Origin of the sequence: Streptomyces sp. AM 4-1-1 (assembly GCF_029167625.1) — a bacterium.
In the GTDB taxonomy this organism is placed as follows: Bacteria; Actinomycetota; Actinomycetes; order Streptomycetales; family Streptomycetaceae; genus Streptomyces.
Window position 1 is genome coordinate 1,263,085 of the sequence record NZ_CP119145.1, and the last position, 26,345, is coordinate 1,289,429.

Genomic DNA, 26,345 nt, shown 5'->3' on the forward strand with positions numbered 1-26,345 from the left:
TACCTGGACGGGGCGGTCCGGGTCCAGGTGCGCCCGTCGGCGCCGAGGGCGATCGGTTCTGCGTCCTCGACACGGCCCGCGGCCGAGCCGCGCCCGCCCCGCACGCCGTCACCGCTGGTTCGTGGCCGGCTCCAGGAAGGGTTCCAGCAGGCCGGGGACGGCGTCGGACGCGAAGCGCAGCCCCTCGGCCACCCCCGTGTCGTACACCGTGTACGCGCCCGCTCCCGCCGCCGTGGTGGCGGTGACGTCGAGCAGTCCGGCCCGCCGCTGGAAGTACGACTGCCTCACCGTCCAGCCGATCACCCCGGCCCGCTCCAGGGCGGCGGTCGAGCGGCGCAACGTACCCGACCGCGTCACCAGGTGGTCACCGCTCAGGGTGTGTCCCAGCGCGCGGTACGCGTCCCGGGCGAACAGGGCGGCGACAGGACCGAGAACGACCGCGCAGCCGCCCGCCGCCCAGTACAGGGCCGGTGTCAGCGTGGCACCGAGCACGGTGAGGGCCAGCGTGGGGAGGAGCGCGGCCGCGAGCCATCTGCGCAGCCGTCGGCGGTGGGCCGCCGGGGGGTGCGGCGTGAGCGGCGCCGCTGTCGGGCTCACGGCCGCCCTCAGCACCTCGGCCGCGACCGTGTCGGCGAGGGCTCTGGGCGCGGCGGGCAGCAGTGTGTCGTGGTCGCCGCGTTCCTCCTCGTCGTCCTGGGCCAGCCCGGTGGTGATGGCGTCGACCCTGGCGGCGCCCAGGAGCCGTACGCCGAACGGTTCGACCAGGTCCACACCCCGCAGCCGGCGCTCCTCGATCGAGACGGACCGGGAGGTGAGGAGTCCGCGGCGGATGCGCAGGGTGCCGCCGGGTTCCCGCTCCAGCCGGTAGTTCCACCACATCTCGACCCAGAGGCCCAGCGCCCCGATGACCCCGGCGGCCGCGGTGGCGGCGACGACCGCGACGACGGCCCAGAACAGCGGGGTCTCGCGGAACCTTTCACCGGCCCAGTCGATCACCTTCCCCTGCGCGCCGAGCCAGTCGCTGACCTGGAGGACCGCGCCGAGCGCCGCGCCGCCGAGCGTGGGGGCGACGAAGGAGACCGGTGCGTAGCCGATCCAGCGGAGGTCGAGCACGGCCAGTTCGCCCTCGCGGTGGCCGCTGTGCCGGCCGGTCGCGGTACGGCTCAGCAGGACGTGCCGGAGCCGTTCGCCCTCGGCCCTGGAGACCGGGTCGAGCTTCAGGGCGGAATCGCCGCCGACATGTTCCCCGGTGCCGATGCGGACCGTGACCAGGCCGAGGACGCGCAGCAGCGGGTGGGCGGTGAGGTCGACGCTGCGGACGCGTTCGCGGGCCAGCGCACGCTTCTTGACCAGCAGCAGTCCGCTGTGGAGCTCGACGCGTCCGGCGCCGATCCGGTACCGGGTGCGGCGCCACCGCACCAGATCACCGCCCGCGCCGACGGCGATCAGCACAACGGCGCCGAGCACCACCCGGGCGACGGCGGGGCCGGACCCGAGGTGTCCGGCGAGTCCGAGCGTGAGGGGGACGGCGGCGCCCGCCGCCACCCCGGCGGTGACGAGCGCGGAGACAAGGACCGTGTGCCGGTCGAGGGACCGCCAGTCGTCTTCCGCTGGTTCCGCCGCTACCGCCGGTTCCGCCGGTCCCGCCGGTTCCGCCGGTCCCGTTCCCGGCGGTGTCCGGCCGTCCCGGCCATGGACAACGGCGTCGGCCCGGCCCTCGGTGCCGGGCCGCTCCTGGTCGACCGGTCGCTCCTCGGGACTCATGCGGTCGGCGCCGCTCATGTGGCGTCGCCGGGGGTGGCCCCGGTGACCCTGGTGAGCTGTTCGGCGAGTTCCGCGGCCCGTTCGTGGTCGAGGCCGGAGATCCGCACCGCGCCCTTGGCGGACGCGGTGGTGACGGTGACCGTGGCCAGCCGGAACAGCTGTTCCAGCGGTCCGCGCACGGTGTCCACGGTCTGGATGCGGGACATCGGCGCGATGCGCCAGACCTGGCGGAGGATGCCGGTCCTGACGTACACCGCTTCATCGGTGATTTCCCAGCGGTGGACGCGGAACCACCAGCGGGGGAAGAGGGCGGCGCACGCGGCGCCGAGCACCGCGAGCACCGCGGCCGGCGGCAGCAGCCAGAGCCGGGCGGGCGCCAGGAGCGCGCCCAGCACGGCGAGCACCACCACCGGTGCGGCGGTCGGCAGCAGCCACTGCGCCCGCCACCAGTGGACGGCCCGCGGGTCCGGCCTGTTGCGCGGCGGCCTGAGCCGTATCGCGGCCCCCTCCCCGGTGTTCATCGGCTCAGCGCCCGCGCAGCGTGCGGTAGGTGCTGACCAGCGTGGCGGTGGAGCTGTCCAGCGGCTCGTCCCCGACGCCCTCCGTCAGCACCGGTTCGATCTTCTTGGCGAGGACCTTGCCGAGTTCGACGCCCCACTGGTCGAAGGAGTCGATGTTCCAGACCGCGCCCTGGACGAACACCTTGTGCTCGTACAGGGCGATCAACTGGCCCAGCACGGACGGCGTCAGCCGGTCCGCGAGGATCGTGGTCGTCGGGTGGTTGCCGTGGAACGTGCGGTGCGGCACCAGTTCCTCGGCGACCCCCTCAGCGCGGACCTCGTCCGGCGTCTTGCCGAAGGCCAACGCCTGCGTCTGGGCGAAGAAGTTGGCCATCAGCAGATCGTGCTGGGCGATCAGACCGGGCAGCAGATCGGCGACCGGCGCGGCGAAGCCGATGAAGTCCGCCGGGATCACCTTGGTGCCCTGGTGGATCAGTTGGTAGTAGGCGTGCTGGCCGTTGGTGCCGGGCGTACCCCAGACCACCGGGCCCGTCTGCCAGTCGACCGGATCACCGTCCCGGTCCACGGACTTGCCGTTGGACTCCATGTCCAGCTGCTGCAAGTACGCGGTGAACTTGGACAGATAGTGGCTGTACGGCAGCACGGCATGCGACTGCGCGTCGAAGAAAGCGCCGTACCAGACACCCAACAGCCCCATCAGAAGAGGCGCGTTGGCGGCGGCCGGGGCGGTGCGGAAGTGTTCGTCGACGAGATGGAAGCCGTCCAGCATCTCGCGGAACGCGTCCGGACCGACAGCGATCATCAGCGACAGACCGATGGCGGAGTCGTACGAGTAACGGCCGCCGACCCAGTCCCAGAACTCGAACATGTTGGCGGTGTCGATACCGAAGTCCGCGACCTTCTCGGCGTTCGTCGACAGCGCCACGAAGTGCTTGGCGACGGCCTCCTGACCGGCCTTCAGTTCGGTCAGCAGCCAGTCCCGGGCGGAGGTGGCGTTGGTGATGGTCTCGATCGTGGTGAACGTCTTGGAGGCGATGACGAACAGCGTCTCGGCCGGGTCGAGGTCGCGCACCGCCTCGTGGAGGTCGGCGCCGTCGACGTTCGACACGAAGCGGACGGTGAGCGAGCGGTCCGTGAAGGACCGCAGCGCCTCGTACGCCATGGCGGGTCCGAGGTCGGAGCCGCCGATACCGATGTTGACGATGTTCCTGACCGGCCGGCCGGTGTGCCCGGTCCATCCGCCCGACCTGACGCGGTCGGAGAACGCCGCCATCTTGTCGAGGACGGCGTGCACGGCCGGTACGACGTTCTCGCCGTCGACCTCGATCACCGCGTCGCGCGGGGCCCGCAGCGCGGTGTGCAGGACGGCCCGGTCCTCGGTGGTGTTGATCTTCTCGCCGCGGAACATCGCGTCCCGCAGCTCGGCCACTCCGGTGGCTTCGGCGAGTTCGCGCAGCAGCCGCAGCGTCTCGTCGGTGACCAGGTGCTTGGAGTAGTCGATGTACAGGTCGCCGACCCGCAGGGTGTATCCGGCACCCCGCTCCGGATGGTCCGCGAACAGCTGCCGCAGATGGGTCCGGCCCAGTTCCTCACGGTGCTTTCCGAGGGCGTGCCACTCGGGCGTCTGGTTGAGCTTTGTTCGGCTTTGTGCGTTCATCCCGGATATCAGCCCACTTCTTCTCGTACCTGCCATACCCCGCTGCTCCTCCAACCTAATTGATCGGCGGAACGGACGGGATGACGGCGAGCGGGCGACGGGACGGGAATCGGCCGGACACCCTGGGGCGCCCGGCCGTACACAACGTCCAGGGTCCTTCTTCCGCACCGGGCCGGATCAGCGGGCGCGCCGGGCGGCGGCGCTCCTTCCGGGAGACATCGCCGGAAGTGGCGCCAGGGCCTTTCGTTCGCATCCGCCCTGATCCTGAACGAGAGGCTTCAGATCTCGCCCCGGAGTTTGGCCAGGGCCTCCGCGAGGATCGCCTCGCCGTCCGCGTCGCTGCGCCGCTCGCGCACATACGCCAGATGCGTCTTGTACGGCTCGGTGCGGGGCGGGTCCGGCGGGTTGTCCTGGTCCTGACCTGCCGGGAATCCACAGCGCGGGCAGTCCCAGGTGTCCGGTACCTGCGCGTCATGGGCGAAGCTCGGCTGCGTCTCGTGCCCGTTCGAGCACCAGAAGGAGATGCGGAGGCGCGGTGCGGACTCGCCCCGCTCGGCCTCCCCCATCGGCCCCGCTCCGACCCGGCTTCCCCGGATCGCGTTGCCACTTGCCACGGTCGTAACTCCCTGCGTGATGGTGCTCGAGGATGCCCCAGTCTACGTAAGGCCCAACGCGCGTCCAGTGAAGGGAGTTACACCCTCACCGGCAATCGCTGACGACGGGTCAGTTGTCCAGCTTCATCAGCAGCCCGAGCACGACAATGCATGCGAACCACCCCAGGCCGAGCACCACGGTGATGCGGTCGAGGTTGCGCTCGGCGACCGACGAGCCGCCGACGGACGACTGCATCCCGCCACCGAACATGTCGGAAAGGCCGCCGCCCTTCCCCTTGTGCATCAGCACCAGCAGCATCAGCAGCAGACTGAAGACGATGAGGGCGATCGAGAACCCCATAATCACGGCTGGTCCCTACTTTCCGGAATTCCCATGGACTGCTCATACGGACAACGGGGGCCGGGAGGTCGCGGCCTCCTGGCCCCCGCAAGGGTACGACGGATCGGCGCTAGCGCATACTCACCGGTCGTGGAAGCGGACGATCTTGACGAACTCCTCGGCGTCCAGCGCCGCGCCGCCGATGAGGGCGCCGTCCACGTCGGGCTTCGCCATGATCGCGGCGACGTTCCCGGACTTGACCGAGCCGCCGTACTGGATGCGGACGGCGTCGGCCAGGGGCTGCGAGTACAGCTCGGCGAGGCGACCGCGGATCGCTCCGCAGACCTCCTGCGCGTCCTCGGGGGTGGCGACCTCGCCGGTACCGATGGCCCACACCGGTTCGTAGGCGATCACGATCGACTCGGCCTGCTCGGCCGGGATGTCCTTGAGGCCACCGTCGAGCTGGGCCAGCGTGTACGCGACCTGGTCGCCCGCCTTGCGGATCTCCAGGCCCTCGCCGACACAGAGGATCGGGGTCAGGCCGTGCTTGTACGCGGCCTTCACCTTGGCGTTGCAGACCTCGTCGCTCTCGCCGTGGTACTGCCGGCGCTCGCTGTGGCCGACCGCCACGTACGTGCACTTCAGCTTGGCGAGCATCGAGCCGGAGACCTCTCCGGTGTACGCCCCGGAGTCATGGGCCGAGAGGTCCTGGGCGCCGTACTTGATCTTCAGCTTGTCGCCGTCGATCAGGGTCTGCACGGAGCGCAGGTCGGTGAAGGGCGGCAGTACGGCGACCTCGACGGCCTCGTAGTCCTTGTCCGCCAGGGCGAAGGCGAGCTTCTGGACGTGGGCGATGGCCTCAAGGTGGTTGAGGTTCATCTTCCAGTTGCCCGCCATCAGCGGGGTGCGGGTGCTCATTAAGGGTCAGTCCTCCAGTGCGGCGAGGCCGGGAAGCGTCTTGCCCTCGAGGTATTCGAGGCTGGCACCGCCACCGGTCGAGATGTGTCCGAACGCGTTCTCGTCGAAGCCCAGGATGCGGACGGCGGCGGCGGAGTCGCCACCGCCGACCACGCTGAAGCCCGGGGAGTCGACGAGGGCCTGGGCGACCGCCTTGGTCCCCTGGGCGTAGTCGGGGTGCTCGAAGACACCCATCGGTCCGTTCCAGAAGACGGTGGCCGCGTCGGCGAGCTTCGAGGCGTACAGCTCGCCGGTCGCCGGGCCGATGTCCAGGCCCATCCGGCCGGCCGGCATGGCGTCGGCGGCGACCGTCTCGTGGTCGGCCGGGGCCTTGGTCTTCAGGTCGGGGAACCCGGCGGCGACCACCACGTCGACGGGGAGCACGAACTCCACACCGAGTTCGGCGGCGCGCGCGAGGTATTCCCGTACGACGGGGATCTGGTCCTCCTGGACCAGGGACGAACCGATCTCGTGGCCCTGGGCCTTGAGGAACGTGAACGCCATGCCCCCGCCGATCAGGATGCGGTCGGCCTTGCCCAGCAGGTGGTCGATCACACCGAGCTTGTCGGAGACCTTGGAGCCGCCGAGGACCACGGCGTACGGGCGCCGGACGTCCTCGGTGAGCTTCCTGAGGAAGCCGACCTCGGTGGCGATCAGGTCGCCGGCCGCGTGCGGCAGCCGGGCCGGGAGGTCGAAGACCGAGGCGTGCTTGCGGTGGACGGCGCCGAAGCCGTCCCCCACGTACACGTCGGCGAGTTCGGCGAGCTGGTCGGCGAAGGCGCCGCGCTCGGCGTCGTCCTTGGACGTCTCACCGGGGTTGAAGCGAAGGTTCTCGATGACGGCGACCTGGCCGTCGGCGAGGGCGGCGACCGTGGCGCGGGCGGACTCGCCGACCGTGTCGGTCGCGAAGGCCACCTCGCCGGCGGCCGCGCCGAGGAGCTCACCGAGCCGGGCGGCGGCGGGGGCCAGGGAGAACGCCGGGTCCGGGGCGCCCTTGGGGCGGCCCAGGTGCGAGGCGACGACGACCCGCGCGCCGGCCTTGGCCAGCTTCGCGACGGTGGGCTCGACGGCCCGGATGCGGCCGTCGTCGGTGATGGTCGTGCCGTCCAACGGGACGTTGAGGTCCGCGCGGACGAATACGCGCTTGCCGGCGACCCCTTCGGCGAGAAGTTCGTCGATCGTCTTCATCTGTTCTGGACTCCTTGGGAGGGCGAGAGAGCATGCGACGGGGCTCGGACGGCGCCGCGTTGCGCCGTCCGAGCCCCGTGCTCACATCGAGGTGCCTGCCGGTTCGAAGGTCAGAGCTGGTTGCCGACGAAGACGGTCAGGTCGACGAGGCGGTTGGAGTAGCCCCACTCGTTGTCGTACCAGCCGATGACCTTGACGCTCTTGCCCTGGACCATGGTCAGGGAGGAGTCGAAGGTGCAGGACGCCGGCCAGTTGACGATGTCCGAGGAGACGATCGGGTCCTCGGTGTAGTCGAGCAGACCCTTGAGCTGGCCCTCGGACGCCTTCTGGAACGCGGCGTTGACCTCGTCCCTGGTGACCTCGCGCTCCAGCTCGACGACGAGGTCGGTGACGGAGCCGGTCGGGACCGGGACGCGCATCGCGATGCCGTCGAGCTTGCCCTCGAGCTCCGGGATGACCAGCGCGGTGGCCTTGGCGGCACCGGTGGTGGTCGGGATGATGTTCTCGGCGGCGGCGCGGGCGCGACGCAGGTCCGAGTGCGGGTAGTCGAGAATTCGCTGGTCGTTGGTGTACGCGTGGACCGTCGTCATCATGCCCTTGACGATGCCGAAGTTCTCCAGGAGAACCTTGGCCATCGGCGCCACACAGTTGGTGGTGCAGGAGGCGTTGGAGATGACGTGGTGGTTGGCCGCGTCGTACTTGTCCTGGTTGACGCCCATCACGATGGTGATGTCCTCGCCCTTGGCCGGAGCCGAGATGAGGACCTTCTTGGCGCCGCCCGCGATGTGCTTCTCGGCGTCGGCCTTCTTGGTGAAGAAGCCGGTCGACTCGATGACGACGTCGACGCCCAGCTCACCCCAGGGGATGTCGGCCGGGTTGCGCTCGGAGAGCACCTTGATGGTGTGGCCGTCGACGGTGATGGTGTCGGCGGTGTGGCTGACCTCTGCCTTGAGACGACCCAGAACGGTGTCGTACTTCAGCAGGTGGGCCGTGGTCGCAGTGTCACCCAGGTCGTTGACAGCCACGATCTCGATGTCCGCACCCTGCTCCAGCAGCGCGCGGAAGTAGTTACGACCGATGCGGCCAAAGCCGTTGATGCCTACGCGGATCGTCACGAACCGATCTCCTCGTTAGGTACGCCGGTTTTCGACGCCGGCGAGTTGTATGGGATGTCCCCGACCGCCTCCGACCCTACCTCTCCGAGGGCTCCGCAGTGACATCGAGAGCGCCGGAGGCGCACCACAGGCCCGTATTGCGAGTAGGTGTACGAGCCTGTGGCGGCGTCGCGGGAGGAGGCCCCGCCGCCTGCCGCGGGGCGGTCGGCGCCGCGCCCCGACGGTCACGGAGCGGCGACGTCCGGGCCCCCGCGCGGCCGGTCCGGCGCGGCCGGCCGGGGGCGGCTCAGCCGACCAGCCCGTCGGCCAGCTCGTCGCTGAGGTTGGACTCGGTCCCCGGCACCCCGAGGTCCTGGGCCCGCTTGTCGGCCATGGCCAGCAGCCGGCGAATCCGCCCGGCGACCGCGTCCTTGGTCAGCGGCGGATCGGCGAGCGCGCCCAGCTCCTCCAGGGACGCCTGCTTGTGCTCCATGCGCAGCCGTCCGGCCGCGGCCAGGTGCTCGGGCACCTCGTCGCCGAGGATCTCCAGGGCGCGCTGCACCCGGGCGCCCGCCGCCACCGCGGCGCGCGCGGAGCGGCGGAGGTTGGCGTCGTCGAAGTTGGCGAGCCGGTTGGCGGTGGCGCGGACCTCGCGCCGCATCCGCCGTTCCTCCCAGGCCAGCACCGACTCATGGGCGCCGAGCCGGGTCAGCAGGGCGCCGATCGCGTCGCCGTCGCGGACGACGACCCGGTCGACGCCGCGCACCTCGCGGGCCTTCGCCGCGATGGAGAGCCTGCGGGCCGCGCCGACCAGGGCGAGCGCCGCCTCGGGCCCGGGGCAGGTGACCTCCAGCGAGGAGGACCTGCCCGGCTCGGTGAGCGAGCCGTGCGCCAGGAACGCCCCGCGCCAGGCGGCCTCGGCGTCACAGGTGGCGCCGGAGACGACCTGCGGGGGAAGCCCCCGGATGGGGCGGCCCCGGCCGTCCACCAGGCCCGTCTGGCGGGCCAGCTGATCGCCGCCCGCCACCACGCGCACCACGTAGCGGGAGCCGCGGCGCAGCCCGCCGGGGGCCATCACGATCAGTTCCGAGCTGTGCCCGAAGATTTCGAGGATGTCCCGCTTCAGCCGGCGTGCCGCCATCGCGGTGTCCAGCTCCGCCTCGATCACAATCCGGCCGCTCACCAGGTGCAGCCCGCCCGCGAACCGAAGAATCGCCGAGACCTCTGCTTTCCTGCAGCAGGTCCGGGTGACGGGAAGCCGAGAGATTTCGTCCTTCACCGCTGGCGTCATCGCCATGGGCCGATCCTTCCATGCATCCGAAAAATACGGTCGTACGCGGCGGCCAACAGTTCCGGATCATGAATCGGAACGCCGTCGGGTGAGGCCACCGGCGCCAACTCGACCGCGGCACCGAGCCGCTTCGCGGCGTGAACCAGGGACTCACGGTCGGGCACGGCGGCCTCGTCGGCCAGCACCACGTCCAGGGCGAGTTTAGGGGCGTGTCGTCCCAAAACCTCCAAATGACGCTGCGGTGAGAAGCCATCTGTTTCACCGGGTTGTGGCGCGAGGTTCAGCGAGAGGACCTTCCGGGCCTTCGTCTCGACGAGCGCGTCGAGCAGTTCCGGTACGAGCAGATGCGGGATCACCGACGAGAACCAGGAGCCTGGGCCGAGCACCACCCAGTCCGCGTCGAGCACGGCGGCGACCGCTTCGGGGACGGCCGGCGGGTCGTTCGGGACGAGGTGCACGGACTGCACCTCGCCGGGGGTCAGCGCCACCGTGGCCTGGCCGCGCACGGTGTCCACGTCGTCCGGGCGGGCCGGGTCGTGGCCGCGTACGAGCGCCTGGAGCTCCAGCGGCACCGCCGACATGGGCAGCACCCGGCCGTGGGCGCCGAGGAGCTTGCCGACCAGGTCCAGGGCCTGGACGTGGTCGCCCAGCTGTTCCCACAGGGCCACGATCAGCACATTGCCGACCGCGTGCTCGTGCAGATCGCCCTTGGACTGGAACCGGTGCTGGATGACCCGGGCCCAGGTCTGGCCCCATTCGTCGTCCCCGCAGAGCGCGGCGAGCGCCTTGCGGAGGTCGCCGGGAGGCAGTACGCCCAGCTCCTCCCGGAGCCGGCCGCTGGAGCCGCCGTCGTCGGCGACGGTGACCACGGCCGTGAGGTCGCCGGTGATCCGGCGCAGCGCGGCGAGCGAGGCGGAGAGGCCCATGCCGCCGCCGAGGGCGACGACCTTGGGCTGTCCGCCGCGCTTGCGGCCGGTCAGTCCGCTGCCGCCGCTGCTCAGCCGCCGCAGGCGCAGATTGCGGCTGGTCACTCGCGCCCCATGTCCCGGTGGACCAGTACGGTCTCGATCCCGTCGGTGGCGAGCCGGGCCGCCAGCTTCTCCGACATCGCGACGGAGCGGTGCTTGCCGCCCGTGCAGCCGACGGCGATGGTCACGTAACGCTTGCCCTCACGGCGGTAGCCGTTGGCGACGAGGTGCAGCAGCTCGGTGTACCGGTCCAGGAACTCCTTGGCGCCCGGCTGGTCGAAGACGTAGTCGGACACCTCCTCGTTGAGCCCGGTGAACGGGCGCAGCTCGGGGACCCAGTGCGGGTTGGGCAGGAAGCGGCAGTCCACCACCAAGTCGGCGTCGACCGGCAGGCCGTACTTGTAGCCGAACGACATCACCGTGGCGCGCAGCTCCGGCTCCTCGTCGCCGGCGAACTGGGCGTCCATCTTGGCGCGCAGCTCGTGGACGTTGAGGCTGGAGGTGTCGATCACCAGGTCGGCGTCGCCGCGCAGCTCGCGCAGCAGGTCGCGCTCGGCCGCGATGCCGTCCACGATCCGGCCGTCGCCCTGGAGCGGGTGCGGCCGGCGGACCGATTCGAAGCGGCGGACCAGGGCGTCGTCGGAGGATTCGAGGAAGACGATCCGCCGGGTGACGCCCTTGGCCTCCAGGTCCGCCAGGGATTCCCGGAGGTTGTCGAAGAACCTGCGGCCCCGGACGTCCACGACGACGGCGATCCGGGCGACGTTGCCCTGGGACCGGGCGCCGAGCTCCACCATGGTGGGGATCAGCGCGGGCGGCAGGTTGTCGACGACGAACCACCCCAGGTCCTCAAGACATTTGGCGGCGGTGCTGCGCCCGGCGCCGGACATCCCGGAAATGATCACGAGTTCGGGGATGGCCGCGTGCGGGGCGGCTTCGCCGGTCTCGTTCGTGCTGCCCTTGGTCACGTGTCCCGCTCCGTCTGTTCGGTCGGTGCTGTGGTGCTCGCTCATGTCGTGCTGCCCCCGTCGTCGTCCTCGATGATTTCTCCTGTGGCCGTGTTCACGGCGGGCGCGGCCGGGGTGGCCGACGCGAGGGCCACGGCGACCGATTCCGCCGTCCTGCGGCCTATTCCAGGGACCTCGCAGATGTCGTCGATGGTTGCCTGCCGGAGTCTGCGTACCGAGCCGAAGTGCTTGATCAGCGCCTGCTTACGGGTGTCGCCGAGGCCGGGCACGTCGTCCAGCGGACTGCTGCGAATCCGCTTGGCGCGCTTGGCCCGCTGGTAGGTGATGGCGAAGCGGTGGGCTTCGTCGCGGACGCGCTGGAGGAGGTACAGGCCCTCGCTGGAGCGGGGCAGGACGACGGGGTCGTCGTCGTCGGGCAGCCAGACCTCCTCCAGCCGCTTGGCGAGGCCGCAGACGGCGACGTCGTCGATGCCCAGCTCGTCGAGCGCCCGTTTGGCGGCGGCGACCTGCGGCTGTCCCCCGTCGACGACGACGAGCTGCGGAGGGTACGCGAAGCGTTTGGGGCGTCCGTCGTCCTCACGGTCCCGGGCATCGGCATCGAGGTCGAGGCCGGGCCCGGGTGCGGCAACGGCCGCCGGGACGGGAACACCCCGTGGGGGCACGGCGGCGGCGCCGGCCGTGTCAGGGGTTCCGGGAGTGCCGGGGACGTCCGCGGCCCCGGGGGTGACGGAGGTGTCGTGGACGACGGAGGTGTCGGGGGTGACGGAGGTGACGGAGGTGTCGGGGGTGACGGAGGTGTCGGGGGTGACGGAGGTGTCGGGGGCCGTGGTGTCCCACTCCCCCGTCCTCTCCTTCTCGTGGAGATAGCGCCGGAAGCGGCGACCGATCACCTCGTGCATCGAGCGGACGTCGTCCTGTCCCTCGAAGCCCTTGATCTGGAAGCGGCGGTACTCGCTCTTGCGGGCGAGGCCGTCCTCGAAGACGACCATGGACGCGACCACGTCGTCGCCCTGGAAGTGGGAGATGTCGAAGCACTCGATGCGCAGCGGGACGGTGTCGAGCCCGAGCGCGCGGGCGATCTCCTCCAGGGCGCGGGAGCGGGTGGTCAGGTCCGACGCCCGCTTCGTCTTGTGCAGGGCGAGTGCCTGCTGGGCGTTGCGCTGGACCGTGGTCATCAGGTCCTTCTTGTCGCCGCGCTGCGGGACGCGCAGGCTGACGTGGGAGCCCCGGCGGTCGGCGAGCCACTGGGAGACCGCCTCCGTCCGCTCCGGGAGGGCCGGGACGAGGACCTCCTTCGGGACGGCGTCGCCGCGCTCCTCCCCGTACAGCTGCTGGAGGGCGTGTTCGACGAGGCCCGCCGTGTCGACCGCCTCGACCTTGTCGGTGACCCAGCCGCGCTGGCCGCGCACCCGGCCGCCGCGTACGTGGAAGATCTGGACGGCCGCTTCCAGCTCGTCCTCGGCGAGGGCGATCAGGTCCGCGTCGGTGGCGTCGGCGAGGACGACGGCGCTCTTCTCCAGGGCCCGTCGCAGGGCCGCCAGGTCGTCGCGGAGCCGGGCCGCCCGCTCGTACTCCATGTCCTCGGCCGCCCGCGTCATGTCCTTCTCCAGGCGGCGGATGTACGCCCCGGTGCGGCCTGCCATGAAGTCGCAGAAGTCGTCGGCGAGTTCGCGGTGTTCCTCGGGGGTGACGCGGCCGACGCAGGGGGCCGAGCACTTGCCGATGTAGCCGAGGAGGCAGGGACGGCCGGTCCGGACGGCGTTCTTGAAGACTCCGGCCGAGCAGGTACGGACGGGGAAGACGCGGAGCATCAGGTCGACGGTCTCGCGGATCGCCCACGCGTGCCCGTACGGTCCGAAGTAGCGCACGCCCTTCCGCTTGGCGCCGCGCATGACCTGGACCCGGGGGAACTCCTCGTTGAGCGTGACGGCGAGGTACGGGTAGCTCTTGTCGTCGCGGTACTTGACGTTGAACCGGGGGTCGTACTCCTTGATCCAGGAGTACTCCAGCTGCAACGCCTCGACCTCGGTGGAGACGACGGTCCACTCGACGGAGGCGGCCGTGGTGACCATGGTGCGCGTGCGGGGGTGGAGACCCGCCAGGTCCTGGAAGTAGTTGGCCAGGCGCTGGCGCAGGCTCTTCGCCTTCCCGACGTAGATCACCCGGCGGTGCTCGTCGCGGAACCTGTAGACCCCCGGGGAGTCGGGGATCTGTCCCGGCCTGGGTCGGTAGCTGGAGGGGTCTGCCATGTCTCACAGCCTACTGGCGAGCGCCGACAGTCCGGCGCGGCCCGGGGTGCCGTGCTCCGGGACGCGGAGGGGCGGGGCGTCCCGGAGCACGGACCTGCGGGGAGGAGGCGGAGAGGGAGACGGCGGAAGGGGGGAGGGCCGGGTGGGCGGGGGCGGCCCGTCAGGCCCCGGTGGCCCCCCGGCGCCCGCGGTGGCGGCGCAGGGCGGTGAGACCGCCCAGGGCGAGTACGGCGAGCACACCGGCGCCCACCCCCGCCGTCCGCGTCGTCAGGACTCCGGGAGCGCGGCCGGGCGTGGGGGCGGCCACCGGCGCGTATCCGCCCGCCTTGCCCGAGCGGGCGTAGTCGGAGCCGGGGAGCTTGTCCCCGTACGCCGCGCGCACTCGGGCGCGGTAGGCCGTGAGGGTGGTGCCGTCGCCGCCGACCGCCCGCACCGCGTCGTCGTCCAGGGGGAGCACCCGGTCGCCCTTCTGGACGTACCAGGCGTCGATCTGCGGTTCGTGGAAGACCGTGCCGCCCGGGAGCTTCCGGGCGCCGGCGCTCGCGTACCGGGTCTCGTCGTCGCCCGTGGCGATGTTCACCACCCGCCAGTCGGTGCCCGCCGCGTTCGCCGGGGCGGTCCACAGGGACGCCTTCCGGCCGTCGGCGGAGACCGCGGTGGTGGCGAGGTAGTCGAGCCGGGCGACGGGTGCGCCGGGTTCCCCCGCGACGAAGGCCGGATCGAGGGTGCGCACGGGGACGGTGTTGCCCTCGATACGCGGTGCGGCGGCCGCCAGGGAGGCGGCGGACGTCCGGCCGCCCGTCTCCTCCCGGGCGAAGAACCGGGAGAGCGTGGTCATGGTCGACGCGTCGGTGACCGTCTCCCGGGCGGCGGCCAGGGTGGCCTTGCTGAGGGCGGGGTCCGGCACGGGCCCGGTGTCCGCCGACGCCTGTGGTGCGGCGAGGGCGAGCAGTGCGGCGCCGGTGAGCGCGGCGGCCGCGGCGACGCGCGCGGGGGCGCGCCGGGACGTGCGGCCGGTCGCGCGGCCGTGGGTGGAGGTCATGGCGTCACGCTCCGATCCGGTAGAGGGAGTGGGTCCAGGAGAACTCGTTGTTGTTGACGTACCAGGCGTGCGACGCCCAGTTGTAGCGGTTGTTGGAGGGCCAGGGATCGCCCCAGTACACCCAGCTGTTGGCGTCGTCGTACCCGTACAGCACATGCATGTGCCCACCGCCCGACGACCACTGGATGCGGCTCTCCACGGGCCGTCCGGCGGCTATCTCGGCCTGAACGGTCGGGTAGCGCAGCCAGCCGGTGACGTACGAGCCCGGCCGGACACCGGCCCAGGACAGGCCGGCCTGGACGTTGTCGAGCGCGGCCTGCGAGTTGGGGCACTCGTAGCCCTGGGCCCGGTTGAAGGCGGCGTTGCAGAACTGGTTCTGGGAGTAGTTCCGGCCGAACCAGGTGGCGATGGTGTTGCCGGAGGCCGCCCAGCACCAGTTGGTCTTCTGCTGGGCCTGCATGGTGATGTCGAGCCGCCGTGCGGCGGCGAGCGATCCGGCCGGGGCCGGGGCGCCGACGGCGGCGGGCGCGGGGGCGGCGGCGGTGGACCGGCCCGTGGCGACGACGGGCGGAGCGGCGGTCGTGGCGTTCGCCGACGCGGTCGGCAGGGTGAGCACCACGGCGGCGAGGGTGGCGGCGACCGACAGCCGTCCTGACCGGATTCTGCGGTTGCGCATGACGTTCCTCCCATGAAGTGGGGGTGGTTCGGCGGGAGCGTGTCCGGACGCTGTCGAGGAGCATCAACCGTTGTCAGGAGCTGGTCAACGCGCTTCAATGCGGGATGACACGCCGGTGTGAACGGCACGGCTGAAGTGTGAACAGGCGTCCCCGGCCCACCTGCGTTCAGCACCCCTTCGACGCGGCTTCCCACACCCGCTTCGTGAACGTTCACCGGAGGTCCCCATGCGGCAGATCGAGGCCGAACTGGCACAGGTCCTGCGTACCGGCCCGTTCCATCTGGCGCTACGCACCGCTCTCTCGGCGCGCGGCCTGCCGCTCCAGCGCGTACGGCACCACCTCGCGCACCGTGGTGTGAAGGTCGGCGTGACGAGCCTGAGCTACTGGCAGCGGGGGGCCAGGCGTCCGCGCCGCGCCGAGTCGCTGCGGGCCGTCCGGGCGTTGGAGGAGGTGCTCGAACTGCCGGAGGAGTCGCTGCTGCGGCTGCTGGAACCGGCGGGGGCGCGCACGGACGCGGACCGGCCGGTGGCCCGTTCGTACCGTTCCCTGATGGACACGTCCGGCTCGGTGGAGCGGCTGCTCGCCCTGCTGGAGTCGCCGCCCGACGGTGGACTGCACACGGTGACGCACCAGGAGCGGGTACGGATCGGTCCAGGCCGCAGGATGACCGCGCGGGACTCGCAGCACGCGGTGCGCGCGCACCGTGACGGCGTGGACCGCTATCTCGCGGTGTACCTCGGTGACCCGGGATGCGATCCGGCCGGTGTGCGGGTGCGGGCCCGGGAGAACTGCCGGGCGGGCCGGGTCCGCTGGGACGCGGCGACGGGGGTGCTGGTCGCGGAGCTGCTGTTCGACACCCGGTTGCGGGCCGGTGAGACGTACTTCTTCGGGTACGGCTTCGACGACGGTACGGGCGGGCCGTGCGGCGAGTACATGCGCGGCTTCACCTTCGCCGGCGGGCAGTACGTCCTTCAGGTGGGCTTCGACGAGGACGCGCTGCCCGTGCGGTGCCGGCGCTTCGCGCAGGTCTCGGCGGGGGCGCCGCGTGCGGCCCGGACGGATCTGACCCTCACCGGCAGGCACCGGACCGTGCATCTGGTGGAGCAGGCGGTACGGCCCGGTCTGGTCGGCATCGACTGGGACTGGGAGTGACGCGGTCCACGCGGTCCCGTACCGGATTCGTCAGGCGTCGGGGCCCGCGACGAGCTTTCCGGCCTCGACCCTGACGGGGACCGGGGACAGCGGCACGGTCGCCGGGCCCTGCACGACCTGCCCCGTCGTCACGTCGAAGCGGCTGCCGTGGCAGGGGCAGTGGCCCTCGTTGCTCTCGACCTTGTCCAGCAGACAGCCCGCGTGGGTGCACTGCGCGCTGAACGCCTTGTACTGGCCCTCGGCCGGGCAGGTGACGACGAGCCGCTTGTCGCGGTAGAGCCTGGAGCCGCCGACGGGCACCTCGCTCGGGGCGCCGAGTTCGACGGGGGCGGTGGGTGTCGGCGTCTGCGCGTGACCGAGCTTGGACTCGGTCGAGCAGGCGGCCACACCGAGTCCGGCGGCGCCCGCGAGCGCGGCGCCCTTCAGCACGGTACGGCGGGCGGCGGACTGGCCGGACATGCGGTCTCCACTGGTCGGAGGGGCGGGGGTGGGGGGGTCAGGGACGCGCGCCAGGGGTACCGGAGGCATCGGTGACGGAACCGACGATACCGGCGGAGACCGGAACGCCCTCGGCCGGGCCGCTCGCCGCTGAGGCGTCCCACGACCAGGTGATACGGGGCGGGGTGACCGGGGCGGGACGACCGGCGCAGGACGGCCGGAACGGCACGACCGGCAGGCACGACCGGCAGGCACGACCGGCAGGCACGACCGGCAGGCACGACCGGCAGGCCGGCCCAGCCATCGCTGGGCCGGCCGTACCGGTTCCGGCGCCCGACCGATATCCGGCGCCCGGCACCGGGCGGGAGCGGGCGGTCGCACACGCCCCGCCCGGTGGCCGCTGGGGGAATCGCGGTTCCGGCTGCGGCCACCCGGGCATCGCAGTACCCCGGGGTCAGCCCTTTCGCGTACGGGCCGCCTTCTTCGCCGCGGGCTTCTTGGCAGCCGCCTTGGCCCCGCTCACGGCCTTCGTCGTGCCCGCCGCCGACTTGGCCGAACCGGTCGCCCTGGCCGTCGCGGTGCGGGTGGCCGGCGCCTCGCTCGCGGCGACCGCCCTCTTCGTGGCCGCCGGCTTCGTGGCCGTCTTCCGGGCGGTCGTCTTCCGCACCGGCTTGCGCCCTGCCGGTACCGCCGCCTCGTTGATCCGGTCCGCGCCCAGGATGTCCTGGAGGAACTTGCCGGTGTGACTGGCCGGGACCGCGGCGATCTGCTCCGGAGTGCCCTCGGCGACGACGAGACCACCGCCGTTGCCCCCTTCGGGGCCCATGTCGACGACCCAGTCGGCGGTCTTGACGACATCGAGGTTGTGCTCGATGACGACCACCGTGTTGCCCTTGTCGACCAGCCCGGAGAGCACCTGGATGAGCTTGCTGATGTCCTCGAAGTGCAGCCCGGTCGTCGGCTCGTCCAGGACGTAGACCGTGCGGCCGGTGGAACGCTTCTGGAGTTCGCTGGCCAGCTTCACCCGCTGAGCCTCACCGCCCGAGAGCGTCGGCGCGGACTGCCCGAGCCTCACGTACCCGAGACCGACCTCGTTGAGCGTCTTCAGGTGCCGGGCGATGGTCGGGACCGCGTCGAAGAAGTCCAGGGCCTCCTCGATCGGCATGTCCAGCACCTCGGCGATGGACTTGCCCTTGTAGTGGACCTCCAGCGTCTCCCGGTTGTAGCGCGCTCCGTGGCAGACCTCGCACGGGACGTAGACGTCCGGCAGGAAGTTCATCTCGATCTTGATCGTGCCGTCGCCCGAGCAGTTCTCGCAGCGCCCGCCCTTGACGTTGAAGGAGAAGCGGCCCGGCAGATAGCCGCGGACCTTCGCCTCCATCGTCTCCGCGAAGAGCCTGCGCACATGGTCGAAGACGCCCGTGTACGTCGCCGGGTTGGACCGGGGCGTACGCCCGATGGGCGACTGGTCCACGTGCACGACCTTGTCGACCAGGTCGTCGCCGTCGACCCGGGTGTGCCGGCCGGGCACCGACTTGGCGCCGTTCAGCTCACGCGCCAGGTGGGTGTAGAGGATGTCGTTGACCAGGGTGGACTTCCCGGACCCTGAGACACCGGTCACCGCCGTGAGCACCCCGAGCGGGAAGGAGACGTCGATGTCCTGGAGGTTGTTCTCCCGGGCGCCGTGCACCGTGAGCCGGCGGGCCGGGTCGACCGGGCGCCGGACGTCGGGCAGCGGGATCGCCCGCTTGCCCGCCAGATACTGGCCGGTGATCGACTCCTTGTTGGTCAGCAGGTCCTCCAGCGAACCGGAGTGGACGACCTTGCCGCCGTGCTCACCGGCTCCGGGGCCGATGTCGACGACCCAGTCGGCCACCTTGATCGTGTCCTCGTCGTGCTCGACGACGATGAGCGTGTTGCCCATGTCCCGGAGCCGGACCAGGGTCTCGATCAGCCGGTGGTTGTCGCGCTGGTGGAGACCGATCGACGGCTCGTCCAGGACGTAGAGCACCCCGACCAGGCCGGAACCGATCTGGGTGGCCAGCCGGATGCGCTGGGCCTCGCCGCCGGACAGTGTGCCCGCCGCGCGGTTCAGCGAGAGGTAGTCGAGGCCGACGTCGACGAGGAACCGCAGCCGCTCGTTGACCTCCTTGAGCACGCGCTCGGCGATCTTCTTGTCGCGGGCGTTCAGCTTCAGCCGGCCGAGGAACTCGGCGCACTCGCTGATCGACATCGCGGAGACCTGGGCGATGGACCTGTCCATGACCGTCACCGCGAGGACGATCGGCTTCAGCCGCGTCCCCTCACAGGTCGGGCACGGGACCTCGCGCATGTAGCCCTCGAAGCGCTCCCTGCTGGAATCGCTCTCGGCCTCGGAGTGCCGCCGCTTGACGAACTGCACCGCACCCTCGAAGGCGGGGGTGGTGTAGGCGCGTTCCCTGCCGTACCTGTTGCGGTAGCGCACCTCGGTCTGGATCTTGTGGCCGTACAGCAGTGCCTTCTTGGCGCGCTGCGGCAGCCCGGCCCACGGAATGTCCGTACGGAACCCGAGGGCGTCGGCGAGCGCGCCGATCAGCCGTCCGAAGTACTCCCGGGTGTGACCGTGCGACCAGGGGTGGATCGCGCCCTCGTCGAGGGACTTCTCCTCGTCGGGGACGACCAGTTCCGCGTCCACCTCCATGCGCGTACCGATACCCGTGCAGTCGGGGCAGGCGCCGAAGGGTGAGTTGAAGGAGAAGGAGCGGGGCTCCATCTCCTCGAAGGACAGGTCGTCGTACGGGCAGTAGAGGTGCTCGGAGTACATCCGCTCACGCTCGGGGTCGTCCTCGGGGAGGTCGACGAAGTCCAGCACGACCATGCCGCCGGAGAGCCCGAGCGCGGTCTCGACCGAGTCGGTCAGCCGGCGCTTGGCGCTGTCCTTCACCGTGAGGCGGTCGATGACCACCTCGATGGTGTGCTTCTCCTGCTTCTTCAGCGTGGGCGGCTCGGAGAGCTGGATGGTCACGCCGTCCACCCGCGCCCGGCTGTAGCCCTTGGTCTGGAGGTCGGCGAAGAGGTCGACGAACTCGCCCTTGCGTTCACGCACCAGCGGGGACAGCACCTGGAAGCGGCTGCCCTCGGGAAGCCCGAGCACCTTGTCGACGATGGCCTGCGGCGACTGGCGGCTGATGGGCCTGCCGCACTCGGGGCAGTGGGGCTTGCCGATCCGCGCGAAGAGCAGCCGGAGGTAGTCGTAGACCTCCGTGATCGTGCCGACCGTCGAGCGCGGGTTGCGCGAGGTCGACTTCTGGTCGATGGAGACGGCGGGCGAGAGGCCTTCGATGAAGTCGACGTCCGGCTTGTCCATCTGGCCGAGGAACTGCCGGGCGTACGAGGAGAGCGATTCCACGTACCGCCGCTGGCCCTCGGCGAAGATCGTGTCGAACGCGAGCGACGACTTGCCCGACCCGGAGAGCCCGGTGAAGACGATGAGGGAGTCGCGGGGGAGGTCGAGCGAGACGTTCTTGAGGTTGTGCTCACGAGCGCCACGGACGATGAGACGGTCGGTCACGCCGGTCCGCACCTTTCTGAAGAGAAATGGGGGAACTGAGCCCCTGGCCCAGGGTATGGGGGGCGCCACAGCGGAGAACGAGGCTTTCGACTCCGAGCGTATAGCACGCGCATTCGATTTATGGTCGTCGTCCGGCTCCTTCACCCGAATGAGTGGCCGAGCTCAGGGCTGTCCCGCGATCCGTGGTGGGCGTGCGACGACAGCTACGGCACCTCGCGGCGTTGTCGGAACGTCCCCGTACACCCAGTACGCGGACGCCCCTCCGCCTTGCGACGCACCGCATCCGACGTCGCACGCTGATCCACCACGGATCGCGGGACAGCCCTTAGGCTCGGCCCCATGATTGAGCATGTGCACGACCTGGACGCCGTACGTGAAGCGACCGCGCGGCTGCTGGCAGCGACGGCGGAACTCGATGACGTCACAGTCGCCGAACCGTCGCGACTGCCGGGCTGGAGCCGGGGGCATGTCCTCGCGCACCTTTCGCGTAACGCCGAAGCGCTCGTAAATGTTCTCCGGGGCCGGCCGATGTACGCGAGCAGCGAAACGCGCGACTCCGACATCGCTCGCGACGCGCCCCGGCCGCTCGCCGATCAGCTCGCGGACCTGCGCGCGACCGCGGCGCTCTTCGAGGATGCGGCCGCCGTGCCCGCCGACTGGTCACGTACCGTCACGCTGCGCAACGGTGTGACCGACTCCGCCTCGCGGGTGCCGTTCCGCCGCCGGGTCGAGGTCGAACTGCACCACGTCGACCTCGGCGTCGGCTACGGGCTGGAGGACCTGCCGGACGAGTTCACGGCCCGCGAGATCGACTTCCTCACGGAGCGGTTCGCGGGGCACCCGGACGTGGTGTCCACGGAGGTGACCACCGACGACGGCCGGCGCTGGACCACGGGGGGTGGCGCGGAGGGCTCCCCCGTCGTCGTCCGGGGCACGGCCCCCGATCTGCTGGGGTGGCTGTGCGGGCGCCGCGACGGCTCGGCCCTGGACGTGGCCGACGGCAGCCCCCTCCCCGCACTGCCCCCGCTATAGGCTGAGGCGCATGACGTACAGCGGAGCGGTCGAGGTCGGCGGACCTGCGGACGTACACGAACTGACCGATCTGATGATCTCCAAGGTCGCCGTCGGTCCGATGAACAACAACGCGTATCTGCTGCGCTGCCGGGCCACCGGGGAACAGCTGCTGATCGACGCGGCGAACGAGGCCGGAACGCTGCTGCGGCTGATCGGTGACGACGGCATCGCGTCCGTCGTCACCACGCACCGGCACGGTGACCACTGGCAGGCGCTGGCCGAGGTGGTGGCGGCCACCGGGGCACGCACCTACGCGGGACGTCACGACGCCGAGGCCGTCCCCGTCCCGACCGATGTGCTCGTGGAGGACGGCGACACCATCGGAGTGGGCGAGGTCTCGCTGACCGCGCGCCATCTGGTCGGGCACACTCCGGGCTCGATCGCACTGGTCTACGACGACCCGCACGGCGCCCCCCACGTGTTCACCGGGGACTGCCTCTTCCCCGGCGGGGTCGGCAACACGAACAAGGTCCCCGAGGCGTTCGCGAGCCTGCTCCACGATGTGGAGACGAAGCTCTTCGACCGGCTGCCCGACGAGACGTGGGTCTACCCCGGCCACGGTCATGACACCACGCTCGGCGACGAGCGGCCCCATCTGCCGGAGTGGCGCGCCCGGGGCTGGTGAACGGCGGACGGACGCCGGAAGACGGGAGACGGCTCAGCCCCGGGACGCGGCACTCAGCTCCGGGAGCCGTTGCCGCTCCCCTGTCCGGCCTTCTCCTCATCTCGGGCGCGCCCGGCCTCCTCCTCGGCCGCCGCGCTCCTCTTGTTGGCGATCAGGCTGGTGACCGTCGTGATCACCAGGACACCGCAGATGACGGACAGCGAGACCGGGATGGAGATCTCGGGGACGTGCACCCCGGACTCGTGCAGGGCGTGCAGCACGAGCTTCACCCCGATGAAGCCGAGGATGACCGACAGCCCGTAGCTGAGATGGACCAGCTTCTTCAGCAGCCCGCCGATGAGGAAGTACAGCTGCCGCAGCCCCATCAGCGCGAAGGCGTTGGCGGTGAAGACGATGTACGGGTCCTGGGTGAGACCGAAGATCGCGGGGATGGAGTCCAGCGCGAACAGCACATCGGTGGTGCCGATGGCGAGCATGACGACCATGAGCGGGGTCAGCACGCGCTTGCCGTTGTTCCGGATGAAGAGCTTGGTGCCGTGGTACTTGTCCGAGACGCCGAAACGGCGCTCGACCGTCTTGAGCAGGCGGTTCTCCTCGAACTCCTCCTCTTCCTCCCCGCCGGACCGGGCCTCCTGGACGAGTTTCCAGGCGGTGTAGATCAGGAACGCCCCGAAGATGTAGAACACCCAGGCGAAGCTGGAGATGATCGCGGCGCCCGCCGCGATGAAGACCGCCCGCAGCACCAGTGCGATCAGCACACCGACGAGCAGTACCCGCTGTTGCAGCTGGGACGGCACCGAGAACTTAGCCATGATCAGGATGAAGACGAAGAGATTGTCCACGCTGAGTGACTTCTCGGTGATGAAGCCCGCGAAGAACTCGCCCGAGGCCCGGCTCTCGCCGAAGACCAGCAGGCCGAGCCCGAAGAGCGCCGCCAGCGCGATCCAGACGACGGTCCAGACGCCGGCTTCCTTCGTCGAGACGTCGTGGGGTTTGCGCCCGATGAAGAAGTCGACCGCGATGAGGGCGCTCAGACCAAGGATGGTCAGCGCCCAGAGGGTCCATGAAACGTCCACTGTGCCTCCGGCAATTCGCTACGGCTACTGATCAGCGTCGTCGCTGCCGGAGGTCTCTTCCACCCGAGCGCGCGGGGCGCGCGCACGGGCCGACGCCCCGGGACCGGTCACAGTCCGTATTGACGGGCACGTCGCGTTCGGGAGTACTCCCCTCCGTCCGAAAAACAGTACAGGGAACACCAAGGGAAGGTAAAGTGTTGGGCAAAAATAAGCCAAAACACCAGGTCAGCGCGGTAGCGCGGGGCCGGTGCGGGGAGCAGCGCGGTCAGCGGCCGAGAGCGCGTCGAGCCGTCGCGACCCGGGCCAGGATCTGTTCCAGCACCGGGCTGCCGGACGGGGGCCGCAGCGGTTCGTACGTCCAGGCGTGACCGACCCAGGGGTCGGCGAGGTGGTTGTCCGGGACCGGGCTGATCCGGAGCAGCGAGCGCCAGAGCGGGTCGAGCACGGGCCCGTACTCGGAGGCGTCCGCCCGGTCCGCCACCATCAGCAGATGCACACCGACCGAGGGGCCCTCGTCGGCGAGATACCGCAGCTGGGTGACGGCCCGGTCGTCGAACCCGTGCGGGAAGTCGTTGACGATCAGCAGGTGTTCGCCGGTGTCCAGGTCCGGCGGCAGCGAGTCGGCGGCGCCGGCGCGGACGGCCATCTGCACCAGATCGACCCGGCGGGTGAGGTGGGCGAGCACGGACGCCACACCTTGGGCCCCGGCCGCCGGCGGACCGGCGAGGACCCCTGCCCTCACCAGTGGGGCCAGCTCCGGGGCGGCGGAACCGGCCGGATCGATGACGTGCACGGAGTACGCGTCGGCCGGGTGGACGGCGAGCAGCCGGGCGGCGTGGGCGACGGCCGTCTCCAGGGCGAGGTGACGCAACTGGTGCCGGTCCGTCAGGGAAGCGGCCTCGGAAGCGGTGCGGCCGCTGTCGATCCACAGCCCGCGTTCCAGCGGCAGCCGTACCAGGAACGGAATGCGCAGGTCGGTGCGCTCGGGCAGATGGAGATCGCCGACCCGCAGCGCCATCGGCATCTCCATCGGCACACGGTGGGCGTCCCAGACGGGGCTGTCCCAGCTCGCGTAGGCGGCGGGCAGCGCGGGTTCGACGACGGCGGACTCGGCGGCGAGCTGGGCGAGGTCGCGGTCGAGGACGTCGCGGGCCCGGTCGGTCAGCTCGTCGCGCTTGGCGCGGGCCCGCTCGCGCGCACTGTCCCCGGCGCCCCCGATCCGGGAACGGGGGTCCGAGAGTGTGCGGTCGAGTTCCTGGTCCATCCGGGACTCGGCGAAGTCGACGGCGCTGCGGTACGCGGCAGTGGCGCGGGCCAGGTCCTCGAACATGCCCCAGATCTGGTTGTAGAGGCGCTCCTCCATGGACCAGCCGGTCGCGTCGCCCGCGACGGGTCGCGGCGGCCCGGTGGGCGGCTCGCCGGACGGGGACACGGGCGGGGACACGGACGGTGGCGCGGGGGCGGCGGCCGGGGGCGGCGAGGACGGAGAGGTCGTGGAGGCCCGGCGGCGCGGATGCGTGTAGTCGACCGGCCCGCCGACGGAGGCGGGCGGACCGGAAACGCGCGGCGCGGGAGCCGGCGGCGCGTCGGCAGGCGGTACGGGAACGGGCGGCACGTCGGTGGACGCTACGGGAGCGAGCGGCACGTCGGCAGGCGGTACGGGAACGGGCGGCACGGAGACGGCCCCCGCCGGGGGCGGCGCGGCGTCCGGTGTCCTGCGGGCCCGGTCGCCGTCCGGGGTGCGGGGCGGCGGGGCCGGGGTCACCGAGCGGGCCAGTCCCCGTGCTACCGCCTCCTGGATCGACCCGGCCAGTCCGTCCGCCCCGTCGAGACCCTGGTCGGCCAGCATCTCGGCGAGACCGCCCGCGTACCCCTGACCCACGGCGCGGACCTTCCAGGCGCCCTGTCGCCGGTAGAGCTCCAGGGCGACGACCGCGGATTCCGTGTCCAGTCCGGTGAGGGTGAAGCCGGCTATTCCGGTGCCTTCCAGAGTGGTGACGGCGACGAACGGCGCGGCGACCGCGCCGAACCTGTCCGGGCCGCCCGCCCCCACCGGCAGGGCCAGCAGCACGGTGACACGGTGCACGTCCTCGGGCAGCGCGTCGAGGTCGACGGCGAGCCGGTGGTCCGCGGCGGCCTGCCGGGACACTTCGAGGCCGGGCAGCCGGGGCGAGCCCGGGTGCGCGATCCGGTCGACGCCGGACACCCTGCCCCGGTCGTCGCCGAGTGTGGCACCCGCCACGACGGGCGAGCCCGCCGACACCCGGATCTCCAGACGGGTCCCGGGCAGGACGTGGTTCTGCCCCCGGACCAGCTCGGCCGTCATTGCGCTGTCCCCTCGACGAGTTGCTGCGTGCCCTGCCCCGCCGCACCGTCGTACGGCCGTGCCATGAGGCGCAGCTCCCGGCGGCGGGTGCCTCCGGGAGCTGCGCGTAACGCTTGTGTGCCGTCCTTACAGGTGCGGCAGGATCGCCGGCATCAGGTCCTGGAACGTACGGCCGTTGGCCGGGTTGCCCAGGGCGGTCATCTGCCAGCCGTTCCCCGACCGGTGCACCTTCGCCATGATCTGGGCGGTGTACTGGCCGCCGCCGTCCAGCGTGTAACGGGCCAGCTCCTGGCCGTTGGTCTCGTCGACGATCCGGCAGAAGGCGTTCTGCACCTCCTGGAACGTCTGCCCGGTGAAGGAGTTCACCGTGAAGACGATCTGGTCGATGTGGACCGGTACCCGCTGGAGGTCGACGAGGATCGCCTCGTCGTCGCCGCCGGAACCCGCGCCGCCGACCAGGTTGTCCCCGGTGTGCTTGACCGAGCCGTCGTCACTGACGAGGTGGCGGAAGAAGACCACATCGACGGGCTGCTTGTCGGCGAACAGCACCGCGGAGGCGTCCAGGTCGATCTCCCGGGTGCGCGAGCCGAACAGTCCGCGGCGCGGCGCCGCCTGCCAGCCGAGCCCCATCCGTACCGCGGTCAGGGTCCCCCCGTCGGTCTTCTGCAGGCTGATGGCCTGGCCCTTGGTCATGTTGACCGTCACGCGCTGTCCCCTCTCCGCATTTCCCGCGACCATCCGTGCGCGGTTCCCAGCACCCTACGCAGTCCCGCGAAGGGCGCGGTGACTCCGGGT

The 26,345-nt window shown here is 71.2% G+C and carries 22 protein-coding genes; 3 read left to right on the plus strand and 19 right to left on the minus strand.

Features of this window, described 5'->3' with window-relative positions:
- Positions 1 to 108 precede the first annotated feature (108 nt).
- The 14 genes from PZB75_RS05240 to PZB75_RS05305 form a co-directional block, all read right to left on the minus strand.
- Positions 109 to 1,782 (minus strand): PH domain-containing protein, encoded by a 1,674-nt coding sequence (locus tag PZB75_RS05240; protein ID WP_275534110.1) that lies wholly within the window; start codon positions 1,780 to 1,782, stop codon positions 109 to 111.
- On the minus strand, positions 1,779 to 2,285 hold the full coding sequence (locus PZB75_RS05245; RefSeq protein ID WP_275534111.1) for a PH domain-containing protein: 507 nt from the start codon (positions 2,283 to 2,285) through the stop codon (positions 1,779 to 1,781). Before PZB75_RS05245 ends, PZB75_RS05240 begins: the two co-directional genes overlap by 4 nt.
- A 4-nt stretch (positions 2,286 to 2,289) precedes the next feature.
- Positions 2,290 to 3,942: a glucose-6-phosphate isomerase gene (gene pgi / locus PZB75_RS05250; RefSeq protein ID WP_275538593.1), complete on the minus strand. Its 1,653-nt coding sequence runs from the start codon at positions 3,940 to 3,942 to the stop codon at positions 2,290 to 2,292.
- 278 nt (positions 3,943 to 4,220) lie between these two features.
- Positions 4,221 to 4,556: an RNA polymerase-binding protein RbpA gene (locus PZB75_RS05255; RefSeq protein WP_078492600.1), complete on the minus strand. Its 336-nt coding sequence runs from the start codon at positions 4,554 to 4,556 to the stop codon at positions 4,221 to 4,223.
- A gap of 109 nt (positions 4,557 to 4,665) precedes the next feature.
- The gene (secG, locus tag PZB75_RS05260; RefSeq protein ID WP_275534112.1) at positions 4,666 to 4,902 is read right to left on the minus strand and encodes a preprotein translocase subunit SecG; all 237 of its coding nucleotides are present in this window, start codon (positions 4,900 to 4,902) and stop codon (positions 4,666 to 4,668) included.
- A 114-nt stretch (positions 4,903 to 5,016) separates the two neighbouring features.
- A complete protein-coding gene (gene tpiA / locus PZB75_RS05265; RefSeq protein ID WP_275534113.1) occupies positions 5,017 to 5,793 on the minus strand; it encodes a triose-phosphate isomerase in 777 nt (258 codons plus the stop codon).
- Between the two features lie 6 nt (positions 5,794 to 5,799).
- Positions 5,800 to 7,020 carry a phosphoglycerate kinase gene (locus PZB75_RS05270; protein ID WP_275534114.1) on the minus strand — a complete coding sequence of 407 codons (1,221 nt, stop codon included), beginning with the start codon at positions 7,018 to 7,020 and terminating at the stop codon, positions 5,800 to 5,802.
- Positions 7,021 to 7,130: 110 nt separating this feature from the next.
- Entirely contained in the window at positions 7,131 to 8,135 is a 1,005-nt protein-coding gene (gene gap, locus PZB75_RS05275) for a type I glyceraldehyde-3-phosphate dehydrogenase (protein WP_275534115.1), read from the minus strand.
- A gap of 286 nt (positions 8,136 to 8,421) precedes the next feature.
- On the minus strand, positions 8,422 to 9,411 hold the full coding sequence (whiA, locus tag PZB75_RS05280) for a DNA-binding protein WhiA (RefSeq protein ID WP_275534116.1): 990 nt from the start codon (positions 9,409 to 9,411) through the stop codon (positions 8,422 to 8,424).
- A complete protein-coding gene (gene yvcK / locus PZB75_RS05285) occupies positions 9,402 to 10,436 on the minus strand; it encodes a uridine diphosphate-N-acetylglucosamine-binding protein YvcK (RefSeq protein ID WP_275534117.1) in 1,035 nt (344 codons plus the stop codon). The genes whiA and yvcK overlap by 10 nt, the downstream gene beginning before the upstream one ends.
- On the minus strand, positions 10,433 to 11,386 hold the full coding sequence (gene rapZ, locus PZB75_RS05290; protein WP_275534118.1) for an RNase adapter RapZ: 954 nt from the start codon (positions 11,384 to 11,386) through the stop codon (positions 10,433 to 10,435). The genes yvcK and rapZ overlap by 4 nt, the downstream gene beginning before the upstream one ends.
- Positions 11,383 to 13,590 (minus strand): excinuclease ABC subunit UvrC, encoded by a 2,208-nt coding sequence (uvrC, locus tag PZB75_RS05295; RefSeq protein WP_275534119.1) that lies wholly within the window; start codon positions 13,588 to 13,590, stop codon positions 11,383 to 11,385. Before uvrC ends, rapZ begins: the two co-directional genes overlap by 4 nt.
- Positions 13,591 to 13,750: 160 nt before the next feature.
- Complete coding sequence (locus tag PZB75_RS05300; RefSeq protein WP_275534120.1) at positions 13,751 to 14,632, minus strand: hypothetical protein; 882 nt, start codon at positions 14,630 to 14,632, stop codon at positions 13,751 to 13,753.
- A 4-nt stretch (positions 14,633 to 14,636) separates the two neighbouring features.
- Entirely contained in the window at positions 14,637 to 15,308 is a 672-nt protein-coding gene (locus PZB75_RS05305) for a papain-like cysteine protease family protein (RefSeq protein ID WP_275534121.1), read from the minus strand.
- A 226-nt stretch (positions 15,309 to 15,534) separates the two neighbouring features.
- On the opposite strand from PZB75_RS05305, the gene PZB75_RS05310 reads away from it, so the two are divergent.
- On the plus strand, positions 15,535 to 16,461 hold the full coding sequence (locus PZB75_RS05310; protein ID WP_275534122.1) for a hypothetical protein: 927 nt from the start codon (positions 15,535 to 15,537) through the stop codon (positions 16,459 to 16,461).
- A 30-nt stretch (positions 16,462 to 16,491) separates the two neighbouring features.
- Here the strand turns inward: PZB75_RS05310 and PZB75_RS05315 are convergent, their stop codons facing one another.
- Complete coding sequence (locus PZB75_RS05315; protein ID WP_275534123.1) at positions 16,492 to 16,920, minus strand: Rieske (2Fe-2S) protein; 429 nt, start codon at positions 16,918 to 16,920, stop codon at positions 16,492 to 16,494.
- A 433-nt stretch (positions 16,921 to 17,353) separates the two neighbouring features.
- Positions 17,354 to 20,449: an excinuclease ABC subunit UvrA gene (gene uvrA, locus PZB75_RS05320; protein WP_275534124.1), complete on the minus strand. Its 3,096-nt coding sequence runs from the start codon at positions 20,447 to 20,449 to the stop codon at positions 17,354 to 17,356.
- 339 nt (positions 20,450 to 20,788) lie between these two features.
- Between uvrA and PZB75_RS05325 the strand changes: the two genes are divergently transcribed.
- Positions 20,789 to 21,481: a maleylpyruvate isomerase family mycothiol-dependent enzyme gene (locus PZB75_RS05325; protein WP_275534125.1), complete on the plus strand. Its 693-nt coding sequence runs from the start codon at positions 20,789 to 20,791 to the stop codon at positions 21,479 to 21,481.
- Between the two features lie 10 nt (positions 21,482 to 21,491).
- Positions 21,492 to 22,148 carry an MBL fold metallo-hydrolase gene (locus PZB75_RS05330; protein WP_275534126.1) on the plus strand — a complete coding sequence of 219 codons (657 nt, stop codon included), beginning with the start codon at positions 21,492 to 21,494 and terminating at the stop codon, positions 22,146 to 22,148.
- A 53-nt stretch (positions 22,149 to 22,201) separates the two neighbouring features.
- Here PZB75_RS05330 and PZB75_RS05335 read toward each other — a convergent pair whose 3' ends face one another.
- The 3 genes from PZB75_RS05335 to PZB75_RS05345 all read right to left on the minus strand — a co-directional run bounded on the left by PZB75_RS05335 (position 22,202) and on the right by PZB75_RS05345 (position 26,255).
- Positions 22,202 to 23,224: a TerC family protein gene (locus PZB75_RS05335; protein ID WP_275534127.1), complete on the minus strand. Its 1,023-nt coding sequence runs from the start codon at positions 23,222 to 23,224 to the stop codon at positions 22,202 to 22,204.
- A gap of 265 nt (positions 23,225 to 23,489) precedes the next feature.
- On the minus strand, positions 23,490 to 25,550 hold the full coding sequence (locus PZB75_RS05340; protein WP_275534128.1) for a TerD family protein: 2,061 nt from the start codon (positions 25,548 to 25,550) through the stop codon (positions 23,490 to 23,492).
- Between the two features lie 126 nt (positions 25,551 to 25,676).
- The gene (locus PZB75_RS05345) at positions 25,677 to 26,255 is read right to left on the minus strand and encodes a TerD family protein (RefSeq protein ID WP_275534129.1); all 579 of its coding nucleotides are present in this window, start codon (positions 26,253 to 26,255) and stop codon (positions 25,677 to 25,679) included.
- Positions 26,256 to 26,345: the final 90 nt, after the last annotated feature.